Origin of the sequence: Vibrio sp. V10_P2A27P122, from assembly GCF_963874335.1 — a bacterium.
GTDB classification, from domain to species: Bacteria; Pseudomonadota; Gammaproteobacteria; order Enterobacterales; family Vibrionaceae; genus Vibrio; species Vibrio anguillarum.
The window spans coordinates 1-13,827 of sequence record NZ_CAWNHY010000111.1 but is presented as its reverse complement, the minus strand read 5'-3'; the positions used below and the strand labels follow the sequence as shown (position 1 = coordinate 13,827).

Below are 13,827 nucleotides of genomic sequence, written 5' to 3'. Positions count from 1 at the left end.
CAGTTATTTGATCTCTACTTGCTCTTCATCGAGTTGAGCTTCAGCAATATGACCGATAACCCACGCATTTTCGCCTTCCGCTTGCAGTAATTGAACCGCCGCTTGTGCTTGATCCATTGGAAGCGCAACAATCAGTCCGACACCACAGTTAAATGTGCGGTACATTTCGTGAGTGGTTACATTCCCTTTTTCTTGCAGCCATTGGAAAATAATTGGCCATTCCCAGCTATTGCCGTCAATCACCGCTTTCGTCCCTTGCGGAAGAACGCGAGGAATGTTTTCCCAGAAACCACCGCCGGTAATGTGTGAAATGGCGTGAATATCGTGCTCGGCGATCATTTTAAGCGCTGATTTGATGTAAATTTTGGTTGGTGTCAGTAAGTGCTCACCAATCGTTTTGCCAGCTAAGTCTTCATTTTTGTCGGCACCTGATACTTCAAGGATCTTGCGAACTAATGAATAGCCGTTTGAGTGAGGGCCGCTAGAGCCAACCGCAATCAGAGCATCACCTGCTGCTACTTTTGAGCCATCGATGATCTCTTCTTTTTCAACCACACCGACACAAAAGCCAGCGACATCGTAATCTTCACCTTCGTACATACCCGGCATTTCAGCGGTTTCACCACCGATTAAAGCGCAACCTGCTTGCACACAACCATCGGCAATACCCGACACCACATCAGCAGCTGTATCTACATCCAATTTGCCCGTGGCGTAGTAGTCCAGAAAGAAAAGCGGTTCAGCACCTTGAACAATCAAATCGTTAACACACATTGCAACCAAGTCAATGCCAATGGTGTCGTGCTTATTCATATCCAATGCGAGGCGAAGTTTTGTGCCAACTCCATCGGTGCCAGAGACTAAAACAGGATGTTTATATTTGGTTGGTAGCTCGCAAAGCGCGCCAAAACCACCAATGCCACCCATAACTTCAGGGCGACGAGTGCGTTTGACGGCGCCTTTAATTCGTTCAACAAGTGCATTGCCTGCATCAATATCTACGCCAGCATCTTTGTAACTAAGAGAAGTGTTATTACCGCTCACGGGGAAGTCCTCGGTCATAAGTTGGATATGAAAACGGCGCTATTCTAACAGGGCTTAAAACAAAAAGGAAAACGTTTGCGTCAGTTTTTTTGTTTATAATTGGCACTGAAATTAGCATAAAAAGTGTGTACAATTCGAAGGTTTGTTTAAATGTCGTCGGAGATGAAAATGAAAGTTGTTGAAGTTAAACACCCTCTAGTTAAGCATAAACTTGGGTTAATGAGGGAAGGGGATATCAGCACTAAGCGTTTTCGTGAGTTAGCTACAGAAGTGGGTAGCCTACTAACTTATGAAGCAACCTCAGACTTTGAAACAGAAAAAGTGACGATTGAAGGCTGGAATGGCCCAGTTGAAATTGATCAAGTCAAAGGTAAAAAAGTAACGGTAGTACCTATTTTGCGTGCTGGTCTTGGCATGATGGACGGCGTTTTGGAGCACATTCCAAGTGCGCGGATTAGTGTTGTTGGCATCTATCGTGATGAAGAAACGCTTGAGCCTGTCCCTTATTTCAACAAACTCGCTTCTAATATTGAGGAGCGAATTGCGCTTGTGGTTGACCCAATGCTGGCAACTGGCGGTTCCATGATTGCGACGATCGATTTGCTCAAGGAGCGCGGCTGTAACCAATTTAAAATTCTCGTTTTAGTTGCAGCGCCTGAAGGCATCGCGGCGTTAGAAAAAGCGCACCCTGATGTTGAGCTCTATACGGCGGCAATTGATGAGAAATTGAATGATAAAGGTTATATCGTTCCTGGTCTTGGCGATGCTGGTGATAAGATTTTTGGTACGAAATAAGCGTTAATTTTATACTGTCTTAAAGGAGAAACGAAAGTTTCTCCTTTTTTATAGTTGCTTCAGTGATGCGTCATTACGGTCATTTTATTGCTCAACAGAATTAACGCATTGTTCGATGATTATTTTTTAAGACTTAACGTACTGCTTTTTCTGTGGCTATTAGCTGGCGCACCTTGTGATGAATTTGTGGGTCGGCGCGGTGCTCTTTTTGTATTTGGAGCATGGCGAAACTCATCGGCATTGCGTCCTTGGAACGTTTTTGGCTTTTGATTTCTGCGTGCCGTCGAGGTTTGATTTTGCTCACGACTATCATACAGTTTTGCATCGGTAGCTTTGCGAATACGCTTACCCGTCACATCAAGCTTGGACGCGCCTTCCGTACCGCAAGAACTCTCACACATTGCTAATATTTCAGCGACTTCCTCGTCGCTTAAATAACGCCATTCACCATTAGGGATGCCGTCTAGGCTGATGTTCATAATACGAACTCGGCGTAGTTTAAACACTTCGTAACCTAAGGCCTCACACATACGACGAATTTGACGGTTTAACCCTTGTGTTAACACAATTCTAAAGGAGAACTTCGTTTCTTGGGTTACTTTGCAAGGCAGTGTCACCGTATCAAGAATTTCCACACCAGAGGCCATCTTATGTAGAAATTCATCGGTGATGGGTCTATCTACTCGGACGACGTACTCTTTTTCATGGTTATTACCAGCACGTAATATCTTATTGACTATGTCACCATCGTTAGTCAGAAAGATCAGTCCATCAGATGGTTTGTCTAATCGACCTATCGGGAAAATACGTTTGTGGTGGCCAATAAAATCAACAATATTACCTGGAATATCGCGCTCTGTTGTGCAGGTGATTCCAGTCGGTTTGTTAAGGGCAATGTATATCGATTTTTCTTTTGATTTTAATGGATTACCATCAATACACACCTCATCGTTTGGCGTGACTTTAGTGCCCATTTCCGGCAATAGTCCATTGATGGTTACTCGGCCTTGTTCAATTAACTTATCGGCCTCTCGACGAGAACAGAAACCAGTTTCACTGATGTATTTGTTTAAACGGATGGTAGCTTGTTGTGACATAGGTTGCTCTTACGTTTCCCAACGGCGGTGAATAAAAATAAAGCAACACTCTGAGTGTTGCCTAGTAACGTTGCGATATTTTAGCAGTTAATATTAATTAACCAAGGCGTTTTTAATGACACTCATGGTTTCCAGCCTTTCCCCATCACTTTTCCTCAACAAGATATAGACGGCATTGACGTCTTTATTTATGCGTTGAGGGAATGTTTTTATTTGTATGAGAAAATGGAAACTATTTTGAGACAGGTGTTCTTATCGAACCGTTCTTGAGTAGCGAATGATGCCATTCATCAAGAAGATAGAGTTATTAACGCGATAAAAAACCGGAGCAGACAGATAATCCACCCCGGTGCATAGCGTCACACTATTTTTCAATAGGTGCTAAGCGATCTAGTGAGGAGATTTGTCATTCATCACTTTATAAATGAAGAAACCGCCATAAAACAGCATAAGACCAAAAGCACCAAAGATTACTATCATTGAAGACAGTCCCACAGCATTACCAAATAGGAGATCAAGCCAAAAGTCCATGTTTCCTCCAAAGTTTCGAAGACACAGCCAAGTTAAAGTTTGCTCTGTTTGCTGACACTGATCTGGATCAATTATGTTGCATAGGTTAACTTGATGTTTCTATTGGTGTGTGATTAGTCACGTTTTTATGTGTATTTGATGGTGATTTAGCCAATGAGTTTGTTATTTGATGGAAATAAGATTAAAGGCTTGCGTCTTAATTTTAGATGAGTAATATACGCATCCGTTCTAGGCAAAAAGCTCGGAACTGCTCGCTAAGTGCAGAGCAAAAATTTCGGTGAATAGCGCAGCTTGGTAGCGCATCTGGTTTGGGACCAGAGGGTCGGGGGTTCGAATCCCTCTTCACCGACCATCTTTAAAAGCCTCGCAGTAATGCGGGGCTTTGTTACATCTGGAAGCGGTGAGTTTTTTCGTTACCAAAGAGAAAAGGGTTCGCCTCTTTCACTATCTGGCTCTTCACCGACCACATTAAAGGCCTCGCAGTAATGCGGGGCTTTGTTGCATCTGGATGTGATCACTTTCATAACCAAAGATAAAGGCTCTTCCACTGTCCACCCTTCACCGAGCAAATTCAACTATTGAAAATAGCAGTCAATATTCCACGATAATGAATAGAATTAGAATGTGTAAAAAACGTCACTTTAGCGCATTTTGACGTTTGATGAGTCATTACAATTTATGACCTATATCACGATTTAACCTGTCAAATCCCTTTAATGAACTTCTCGCCTTGTAGTGAGTAGTGATCTCTATTCATAAATTCATTTTTGTTATGCATTTTTATGTGATCTTTCTCAAGTTAAACTCGTCAAATAATAAATTACGGTTTTGACGTCAAGTTTAATCTATTGATTTTAAATGGTTTTGTTTTGATTGTATTTTAGAGGATTTGAACTGGATCACTTCGTGTAGCTAATTATTTTACGCTTAGAAATAACTCCTTGTATGGTGAATGCCTTAGGTCACAAGCCTTTATGCTTGTTGCTGTTTTGAGTCCTTTAACAGGATATTGGGTTTTTATTTTAAAGGTAGGGTGAGTCAAATGTTGAAACCTAGTTTGATTGCTGTTTCGGTTATCGCCACATTATCAGGTTGCTCTTTGTTGCAATCACCAGAGCAGAAAGTAGTCGATGCGCTGGCGGAAAATTTGGATATTCATTACACCGTATTAACGAATCACGGGGCAGATGAAGGATTGGCATGTCAGGCTCTCGAAGCAGAATGGGCATCGTGTAATAAAGTGAACATGACCTTGGTTAACCAAGGTGAAGCCGTGAATTCAAAGCAGTGGGCTATCTATTTCCACAGTATTCGACTGATTCTGGATGTTGAAAATGATCAATTCAAAATTACCCGTTTAACGGGTGATTTACATAAGCTTGAACCTACTGATAAATTTGATGGTTTTGCTGCGGGCGAAGAGGTTGTTTTGCCTCTGGTCGCTGAATATTGGCAGTTGTTTGAAACGGACTTTATGCCGCGTGCATTCGTTGCGGCGCCCAATACAGAGCCTAAACTTATTGTATCTCTCAACACAGAGGATACGTCGTCATTTGTGCGTGGGCTTGAGGGTGACAATATAAAACGCACCGCCAGCGATAATAATGTGTTTGCCACGGCCATCAGCCGATTTGAGAGAAATAGCGATGTATCACTGCAAGATGTATCAACGGCTCTGTTACCAACGCCTCTAAAAACAACGCTTGGTCAAGGTGTTGTTGATATTACTCGCGGCCTTAAGCTTGATGTGAAGGACTTTGCGACGGATCAGTTTTCAGCATTGCAGGCGCGTGCTAAAACGATTGGGCTGAAGCTTGATGGAGAGTTGGCGGTTGGTGTTGCGATTACACCGAGCGAATTTTCTGACCAGATGGCGACATCGGGTGCTTATGAGTTGGAGATTGCACCGAATGCTATCTCTATTCGTGCATTTGATGAGGCGGGAGCTTTCTACGCCGTTCAATCTATTTTGGGTTTAGTGGATAGCCAGAATGTCACAGCGCTGCCAGTGATCCACATCGAAGATGCTCCACGTTTTGATTACCGTGGTGTGATGGTGGATGTCGCACGTAATTTCCATTCTAAGCAAGCGATTTTGGCCACGTTAGATCAAATGGCGGCTTATAAGATGAATAAATTACATCTTCATTTGACCGATGATGAAGGTTGGCGTTTAGAAATTCCGGGCTTACCTGAATTGACCGACATTGGTGGGCAGCGCTGCTTTGATTTAGATGAGAAAAACTGCTTGCTGCCACAGCTTGGCTCCGGTCCAAATTCTGATAACTTTGGCTCGGGTTATTTTAGTCGAGCCGATTACATTGAAATCCTCAAGCACGCTAAAGCGCGCAATATTGAAGTGATCCCTGAAATTGATATGCCAGCCCATGCTCGCTCTGCGGTTGTTTCAATGGAGGCTCGTTTTGATCGTTTGAGCCAAGAGGGGAAAACCGAACAGGCTAGCCAGTATCGCTTGATGGATCCTCAAGACAGCTCCAATGTTACGACGGTTCAGTTTTATGATAAGCAGAGTTTTATTAACCCTTGTTTAGACTCGTCTAAACGTTTTGTGGATAAGGTGATCACTGAAGTGGCCTTGATGCACAGTGAGGCGGGCATGCCTTTATCGACTTGGCATTTTGGTGGCGATGAGGCGAAAAACATCAAATTGGGCGCGGGTTTCCAAGATATTAATGCGACGGAAAAAGTCAGTTGGAAAGGTAACTTAGATCTTTCACAACAAGATAAACCATTTGCGAAATCGCCACAGTGCCAAGCATTGGTCAGCCAAGGAGTAGTAAGTGACTTTGCTCATTTACCGAGTTATTTTGCTGAGCAAGTATCGGAAATTGTCGCCGATAAAGGGATTGAGAATTTCCAAGCATGGCAAGATGGCTTGAAATACAGCGAGGGAGAATCCGCTTTTGCCACGCGCAATACACGTGTGAACTTTTGGGATGTCCTCTATTGGGGCGGTACAAGCTCTGTTTATGAATGGGCAAAACAAGGTTACGACGTAATTGTTTCTAACCCTGATTATGTCTACATGGATATGCCTTATGAGGCGGATCCTAAAGAGCGCGGTTATTACTGGGCCACCCGTGCGACTGATACGCGTAAAATGTTTGGTTTTGCACCGGAAAATATGCCGCAAAACGCTGAAACTTCATTAGATCGTGATGGTAATGGTTTTGTCGGTAAAGGAGAGGTGACGTCGAAACCATTCTACGGCTTGTCAGCTCAATTGTGGTCAGAAACGGTTCGTAATGATGAGCAGTATGAGTATATGGTTTTCCCTCGAGTGTTGGCTGCCGCTGAACGTGCTTGGCATAAAGCGGAGTGGGAGAACGACTATAAAGTAGGGGTTGAATACTCTCAGCAAACGAACCTAGTCAATAAATCTGCATTGAATCAAGATTGGACTCGTTTTGCTAACATTGTTGGGCAACGTGAGCTGGCGAAACTGGAAAAAGCTGGCATTGATTATCGCCTGCCAATTCCTGGAGCTAAGATTGAAGCGGGTAAATTGTCGATGAATTCGTCATTCCCAGGCGTTGAGCTGCAATACTCATTAGATGGTCAACAATGGCTTACTTACTCGAGCATTGAACAACCGAAGGTGTCCGGTGAGGTCTGGATCCGTTCTATCTCTGCTTCAGGCGAGCGAGTCAGCCGAGTAACTAGCGTTAAATAACTGTAGCCATATCAAGGCACCCCAATGAAAGCCTCCGCATCTGTCGGAGGCTTTATTACATAAAATCAATTACCTTCGTGGTGAGCAAACTCAAACACCTGACCTTGCTCGTTAAAAGCAAAAACCGAATAGGCTTCTTTCTTATCACCAGATTCCATACCTGGAGAACCGATTGGCATGCCGGGCACGGCTAACCCTTTGGCATTTTTCGGTGGATTAGCGAGAAAGGCTTGAATGTCTGTGGCTGGAATGTGACCTTCGAAAACATAGCCGTCGATAACGGCTGTATGGCAAGAGGCGAGCTTGGGTGTAATGCCCAATTGTTGTTTTATCGCCGTCATATCTTCTTGCAATTGCTCGTTAACCTTAAATCCTGCTTGTTGCATGTGAGTGGACCACTCAGTACAGCAGCCACAATAAGGGGATTTGTAATTGGTCATCTCGGTCACCGTGGCGAATGCGGAGTAGCTCATAAGAGACAAGGTGCTAAGCATAGCGGCTGTGATCATTTTCATTTTTATCTAACCTCTAAGAGTGAAAAGGGGATTTAAATAGACGTAAGCGGTTAGCGTTGCTCACGACTGTGATTGAGGACAAAGCCATTGCCGCTCCTGCAACTACAGGGCTGAGTAAAAAGCCAAAAGCGGGATAAAGCACGCCAGCGGCAATGGGAATGCCGAAGGTGTTATAAATAAACGCGCCCAATAGGTTCTGCTTCATGTTTTTTACCGTTGCTTTAGAAAGAGCGATAGCATTGACTACGGCAAGCGGTGAGGAGTTGAGCAATGTCATTTGCGCACTCTCTATTGCGACATCACTGCCACTGCCCATTGCGATACCAATATCGGCTTGCGCAAGGGCTGGCGCATCATTAATACCATCACCGACCATGGCGACGATTTGGCCTTTCTCTTGTAACTGCACGATTTTTTGTGCTTTTTGATCCGGAAGTACTTGAGCCATCACTTGCTGTATGCCCAGTTGTTTTGCTATTGCAGTGGCCACGCTTTGGTTATCTCCAGTTAGCATCACGGTACGAATGTTCATTTTGTTCAGTGTGCTGATAGCTTGTGCAGCATTAGGTTTGATTGGATCAGCAATAGCGATGAGACCTTTGAGTTCACCGTTAATGGCAACCGCGACTGGCGTCCAAGCTTGTTCTGCGTAGTGTTCAATGGCCGTTTGTGCTTGAGTAAGAGGAACGCCCAGTGATTCAAGGTGCGATAAAGAGGCAACGACGACGGAATCACCGCCAATATTTGCCATTAGCCCTTTGCCTCTTAGGTTGGTAAATTGCTCGACTTCGGCGCTGGTTGATACCAGCGGTTGCGCATAATGGCAGATAGCCTTACCAAGAGGATGTTCAGAGCGCAGTTCCAAAGCGTAAACAAGGGTTAACAATTTGCTATCTTCAATTCCCCACGTGACTAAGTTCTGAACGGTTGGCTTGCCTTGAGTGAGCGTACCTGTCTTATCAAATACTACAGTGGTGATTTTGCTTGCCGATTGCAATACATTGGCATCTCTGATCAAAATACCCATTTCAGCGGCTTTGCCAACTCCTACTGTAACCGAGAGTGGAGTAGCTAGACCCAAGGCACAAGGGCAGGCAATGATCAATACTGTTGTCGCAACCACTAGCATATAACTGGCCTTAGGTTCAGGGCCTACAAAGTACCAAATCAGAGCGGAAAACAGGGCAATCATAACCACTGTCGGTACAAAAATAGCGGATATCTGATCTGCCAGTTTGGCGATGGCTGGTTTACTGCTTTGCGCCTGACGCACCATTTGGATGATGCGCGAGAGCATGGTTTGCGCCCCTACGCCGGTGGCTTCGATGACTAAGCTGCCATCATGATTGATGGTACCTGCCGCAATGGCATCGCCTGCCACTTTTAGGACGGGGATCGGCTCGCCAGTGAGCATGGATTCATCAACATAAGATTCACCGCTGAGGACTTTGCCGTCTATCGGCACTTTTTCTCCCGGTTTTATGCGTAGTTGCATGCCAAGTTGTACTAATTCAACTGCAATCTGTTGATCGCCTTGCGCCGTGATGCGTGTTGCTTGTTGTGGCTGCAAGTTAATTAGGGCTTGCAAGGATTGGGTTGTCTTCGCTTTGGCTTTCGCCTCAATGTAGTGGCCCAGTGAAATCAAACCGATAATCATCGCGCTGGCTTCAAAATAAACATGACGCGAGGCTACGGGAAACCAAGTTGGGTAAATCACTACCAACATTGAATAGGCCCAAGCCGCTCCGGTTCCTAGGGCGACTAAGCTATCCATAGTGGCGCGCTTATGGGTTAACGCAAGCCAAGCATGGCTAAAAAAGTGGCGGCCAGCGGTGGCTAATAGAGCCAAACACACAATGCCGATACCGCCCCAGTATATTTGCTGTTGAGTGGTCACAATAATCATGCTGCCACCAAGAAGGCCCCAAAGCATTAACGGAATACCCATCATTAAACCTAGTAATGCATTGGTTTTATGCTGCTTTTGTAAATCACGTGATTGCTGTTTTTGTTTTTGTTGTTGTTGGACTGGGTCATCGACTCGCTCTGCACGGTAGCCTGCATGGGTAATGGCATTGAGCAATTGCCGTTCAAGGTCAACGATATCCGCTTGCGAGAGCACTAAGGCGCTTTGTTCAGCTAAATTGATTTGCGCTTTTTGTACACCGTTAACGCTTAGAAGTGCTTTTTCCACCGAAGAAACACAGCTTGCGCAAGTCATTCCTTGGATCAGTAAGTGGGTACTAACCAAACCCGTTGTTGAGACTTCTGTCTCTTGTGCGAGTGGCTGTGTATTGCTAACCAAGGTTGTGGGTTGCGATGAGGATAGAGGAGCGTTGTTCGTACTGAGCAAGGCTTGATAGCCTAAGGATTCGATAGCGGCGATGAGTTCATTTAAAGAGGCCGAAGTGCTCAGTTCGATGAATGTGGGTGACAGCTGGTGGATTTGTACCTCAAATTCTTGCTTGAGATGCTGCTCAAGTTTCTTCGCGCAACCCATGCATTTCAGCCCTGATAAAGGCAATTGAAAGCGTTTCATTGATAAATTCCCCGTAAACCAACTCAATAGCTAGAAGCATAAACCTTACCTTTAGGGCAAGGTCAAGTTCCACTAAAGGAAAGTTAAGCGAATTTTAAGCGTTATTCTTGAGCGCAGAAAAACGAAAGGCAATCGAGGATTGTAGATTTAGCCGTCAGTGGTAAAATGTCGCCACTTTTTATCCTGGTACTTGCAGTGGACATGTTCTCCGCTGTCTTTTTATCCCTAAGGAAATCAAATGACGGTTAAAACTCGTTTTGCTCCTAGCCCGACAGGCTATCTTCACGTTGGTGGTGCGCGTACTGCACTTTACTCTTGGCTTTATGCAAAAAGCCAAGGTGGTGAGTTTGTTTTGCGTATTGAAGACACCGACCTAGAGCGCTCGACGCAAGAAGCCGTAGACGCGATTCTTGAAGGTATGACTTGGCTAGGTTTGAATTGGGATGAAGGCCCATATTTCCAAACTAAACATTTTGATCGTTATAACGAAGTTGTCGATAAGCTGCTTGCTGAAGATAAAGCCTACAAATGTTACGCCTCTAAAGAGCTGTTAGATGAAGTTCGTGCCGAGCAAGAAGCGAACAAAGAGATGCCGCGCTACGATGCTGATCACCCAAAAATCAAAGCGGTTAACGACGCCGCAAAAGAAGGGGATCCGTGTGTTATCCGTTTCCGTAATCCTAAAGAAGGCAGCGTAATTTTTGACGACCAGATCCGCGGCCGTATCGAAATCTCCAACAGCCAGATGGATGATCTGATCATTCGCCGTACCGATGGCTCACCCACCTATAACTTCTGTGTGGTGGTGGATGACTGGGATATGGGGATTACTCATGTCGTTCGTGGCGAAGATCACATCAACAACACACCTCGTCAAATCAACATTTACGAAGCGTTAGGTGCTCCTGTACCTGTGTTTGCGCACTGCGCAATGATCTTAGGTGACGACGGCGCGAAGCTATCTAAACGTCATGGCGCTGTTTCTGTGATGCAGTATCGCGATGAAGGTTATCTGCCTGAAGCACTGAATAACTATTTAGTTCGTCTAGGTTGGTCTCATGGCGACCAAGAAATTTTCTCGCGTGAAGAGATGATTCAGTTCTTCAGTTTAAATGCTATTAGCAAATCGGCATCTGCATTTAATACTGATAAGTTGCTGTGGTTGAACAATCACTACATCAAAACATCAGAGCCTGAATATGTCGCAAAACACCTTGAATGGCACTTTGAGCAACAAGGCATCAATAAAGACAACGGTCCAGCATTAGCTGAGATCGTTAAACTGGTTGGTGAACGCTGCAATACCTTGGTTGAACTTGCTGCTCAATCTCGTTACTTCTTTGAAGATTTTGCTGAGTTTGATGCTGATGCGGCGAAAAAACACTTACGCGGTGTGGCGAAAGAGCCGCTAGCACTTGCTTTAAGCAAATTAGAAGCATTGAGTGACTGGACAACGGAAAACCTGCACGCTGTCATCGCTCAAGTGTGTGAAGAGCTTGAAATCGGTATGGGTAAAATAGGCATGCCGCTGCGCGTTGCTGTCACTGGCGGTGGTCAATCGCCATCGGTTGATGCTGTTATGCAACTGATCGGCAAAGAGCGTGTCATTGCTCGTATCAATATGGCATTGGCCTTTATTGCTGAGCGTGAAGCGAACGCTCAATAAGTCAATCATACGAACAACGCTTTGAACCGCAGCTTATGCTGCGGTTTTTCTTTATATCGGCTTTGTTAAATCCTTTGGTGTAGAGCACTGACAATATTTCACAAAACGATGACAGAGAATAAACTAATGCGCTATTTAAGCTTTCTTTACATACAGTATAGTGGTTCCGAGTTATGTAGGTATGTGTGTAGGCGAAAAGTAAACCGTTTTTTGGGTACCGCAACCGCATTATGATAACGATAAATAGGAAAGGAAAAAGTATGAAAAAGTTAGCAGCAGCAGTTTCAATGGCGCTTGTTTTTGCATCTTCTGCCGCAATGGCTGAAGTATACGTAGGTGCTAAAGTTGGTAAATCTTGGCTTGATGACGCTTGTCGTGCTGGAGATGTGTGTGAAGATGAATCTTCTACCGTCGGTGCTTACCTTGGTTACCAAGCGTTTAATTGGCTTTCATTAGAGGCAGGTTACGATTACTTGGGCAAATTTAGTGGTGCGGGGCTGAATGATGAAAAAGTAACGGCCATTACACTCGCACCGAAAGTCAGCCTTCCTTTGACTGATGCCATTGCCTTATATGCTAAAGTCGGCGGTGCTTATGTTGACTATGGCAATAAAGATGATTACTCATATTTAGGTGCCGCTGGTATTGAGTTCAACACCGATAATAACGTCACTTTACGTTTGGAATATCAAAGCCTCACCGATATTAATAACGATCTTGTCCGAGCGGCAGGTAACTCGGCTACCTTAGGTGTTTCGTATAAATTTGGTGGAAGTAAAGCAGAACCTGCGCCAGTCATCGTGCAAGAGGTGTTTGTTGAAGAAGTTGCACAGCCAGTGGTTGAGCCTGTCGTTATTCCCCAAGAACCTGAAACAGTTGTTAAGCATGTGCCATTTCAACGTTTAGACAGCAGTAGCTTTGCCCATAACAGTACTAAGCTAACAGCAGAGAGTACTAACCAGCTTGATAAACTAGTGAAATATTTGCAAGCTTACCCACAAGCCGATGCTGAAATTATTGGTCATACTGACTCAACTGGCGCTGCGGCTTACAACCAGAAACTATCAGAAAAACGCGCACAAGTTGTTGCTGATGTTGTGATTGCTAAAGGTGTGGATGCGAACCGTCTTACCGTAAAAGGTGAAGGGGAAAATAGCCCAATCGCATCGAACGATACAGTCGAAGGTCGAAAGCAAAACCGTCGTGTTGATATCGTTATTCCAAGCTTTGATTATGAAGTGAAATAATAACGCTTAAGTATGAGAAAATAGAGAAAGCCCGTGAAAAACGCGGGCTTTCTTCTTGTAAAACAATGGATTTTAGCCTCTAACCGCTCCGGTATCACGCCATGTTATTTCAAATCAATACTATTCAATCGGCCCATGTAGATAAGAATATCCAAGTCTTCTTTATAAGCCTCTAATAGCGCCTTCTTCGTTTTGGTATAAGCGGCAAGCTTTCCATGCTTGTTGATCGAACAAACGACGCTTTGAAATATACAGTTACCTTTTTCATCATAGTGTCTCCAAGCCGCGATATAACAAGGATCCCTAGCTTCCGGGTTATCGAGCGTTGGTCTGGGTTTGTATATGATTTTAGGTTCTAAACTGTGTGGTAGGCGAGTCATCAAGTAGGGATCTTTGAGCAGACGACGCCAATGTTTGCCCCACATCTCTGAACCTAATTCATTACGCAGCTTTATCGCCTTTTTAAGCCCCTTTTTCTCACCAATACGTATGTAGCCGACAGAACGGTGCAGCACCGTATCGTCCGGCGTATGGATATGAATTTTATAGGCGGTCTTTGCTTTAGAGATAAAGCGGTGACCAGTATTCGTGATTAGATTACTCTTTTTCATGATCTTATCTATCGATAAATCTGTTAATACTAATTCTAGATTATTTGACATAGAACTTACAGTAATCACTGTATATGAATAGTAGTGG

At 44.3% G+C, this 13,827-nt stretch carries 10 protein-coding genes and 1 tRNA gene; 5 read left to right on the top strand and 6 right to left on the bottom strand.

Going from position 1 to position 13,827, the window contains the following annotated elements:
• Positions 1 to 3: 3 nt before the first annotated feature.
• On the bottom strand, positions 4 to 1,044 hold the full coding sequence (purM, locus tag AACQ17_RS05840) for a phosphoribosylformylglycinamidine cyclo-ligase (RefSeq protein ID WP_010320092.1): 1,041 nt from the start codon (positions 1,042 to 1,044) through the stop codon (positions 4 to 6).
• A gap of 168 nt (positions 1,045 to 1,212) precedes the next feature.
• On the opposite strand from purM, the gene upp reads away from it, so the two are divergent.
• Positions 1,213 to 1,839: a uracil phosphoribosyltransferase gene (gene upp / locus AACQ17_RS05835; protein ID WP_026027908.1), complete on the top strand. Its 627-nt coding sequence runs from the start codon at positions 1,213 to 1,215 to the stop codon at positions 1,837 to 1,839.
• 119 nt (positions 1,840 to 1,958) lie between these two features.
• Here upp and rluF read toward each other — a convergent pair whose 3' ends face one another.
• Positions 1,959 to 2,936, bottom strand: coding sequence for a 23S rRNA pseudouridine(2604) synthase RluF (gene rluF / locus AACQ17_RS05830; RefSeq protein ID WP_094147546.1), 978 nt, complete (start codon positions 2,934 to 2,936; stop codon positions 1,959 to 1,961).
• Between the two features lie 390 nt (positions 2,937 to 3,326).
• Positions 3,327 to 3,467, bottom strand: coding sequence for a DUF3149 domain-containing protein (locus AACQ17_RS05825; RefSeq protein WP_010319399.1), 141 nt, complete (start codon positions 3,465 to 3,467; stop codon positions 3,327 to 3,329).
• Positions 3,468 to 3,742: 275 nt separating this feature from the next.
• On the opposite strand from AACQ17_RS05825, the gene AACQ17_RS05820 reads away from it, so the two are divergent.
• A tRNA-Pro gene (locus AACQ17_RS05820) sits at positions 3,743 to 3,819 on the top strand.
• A 690-nt stretch (positions 3,820 to 4,509) separates the two neighbouring features.
• On the top strand, positions 4,510 to 7,161 hold the full coding sequence (locus AACQ17_RS05815) for a beta-N-acetylhexosaminidase (RefSeq protein WP_094147649.1): 2,652 nt from the start codon (positions 4,510 to 4,512) through the stop codon (positions 7,159 to 7,161).
• Between the two features lie 65 nt (positions 7,162 to 7,226).
• On the opposite strand, the gene AACQ17_RS05810 is transcribed toward AACQ17_RS05815, so the two are convergent.
• The gene (locus AACQ17_RS05810) at positions 7,227 to 7,676 is read right to left on the bottom strand and encodes a DUF411 domain-containing protein (protein WP_081245276.1); all 450 of its coding nucleotides are present in this window, start codon (positions 7,674 to 7,676) and stop codon (positions 7,227 to 7,229) included.
• Between the two features lie 13 nt (positions 7,677 to 7,689).
• Positions 7,690 to 10,215 (bottom strand): heavy metal translocating P-type ATPase, encoded by a 2,526-nt coding sequence (locus tag AACQ17_RS05805; protein WP_170935158.1) that lies wholly within the window; start codon positions 10,213 to 10,215, stop codon positions 7,690 to 7,692.
• 238 nt (positions 10,216 to 10,453) lie between these two features.
• Here AACQ17_RS05805 and gltX point away from each other — a divergent pair, with 238 nt between their 5' ends.
• Positions 10,454 to 11,881 carry a glutamate--tRNA ligase gene (gene gltX, locus AACQ17_RS05800; protein ID WP_013856240.1) on the top strand — a complete coding sequence of 476 codons (1,428 nt, stop codon included), beginning with the start codon at positions 10,454 to 10,456 and terminating at the stop codon, positions 11,879 to 11,881.
• Positions 11,882 to 12,141: 260 nt separating this feature from the next.
• On the top strand, positions 12,142 to 13,128 hold the full coding sequence (locus AACQ17_RS05795; RefSeq protein WP_026029039.1) for an OmpA family protein: 987 nt from the start codon (positions 12,142 to 12,144) through the stop codon (positions 13,126 to 13,128).
• Between the two features lie 104 nt (positions 13,129 to 13,232).
• Here the strand turns inward: AACQ17_RS05795 and AACQ17_RS05790 are convergent, their stop codons facing one another.
• Positions 13,233 to 13,739, bottom strand: a complete 507-nt coding sequence (locus tag AACQ17_RS05790; protein ID WP_026027396.1) for a Fe3+-citrate ABC transporter substrate-binding protein — start codon at positions 13,737 to 13,739, stop codon at positions 13,233 to 13,235.
• Between the last annotated feature and the right edge of the window lie 88 nt (positions 13,740 to 13,827).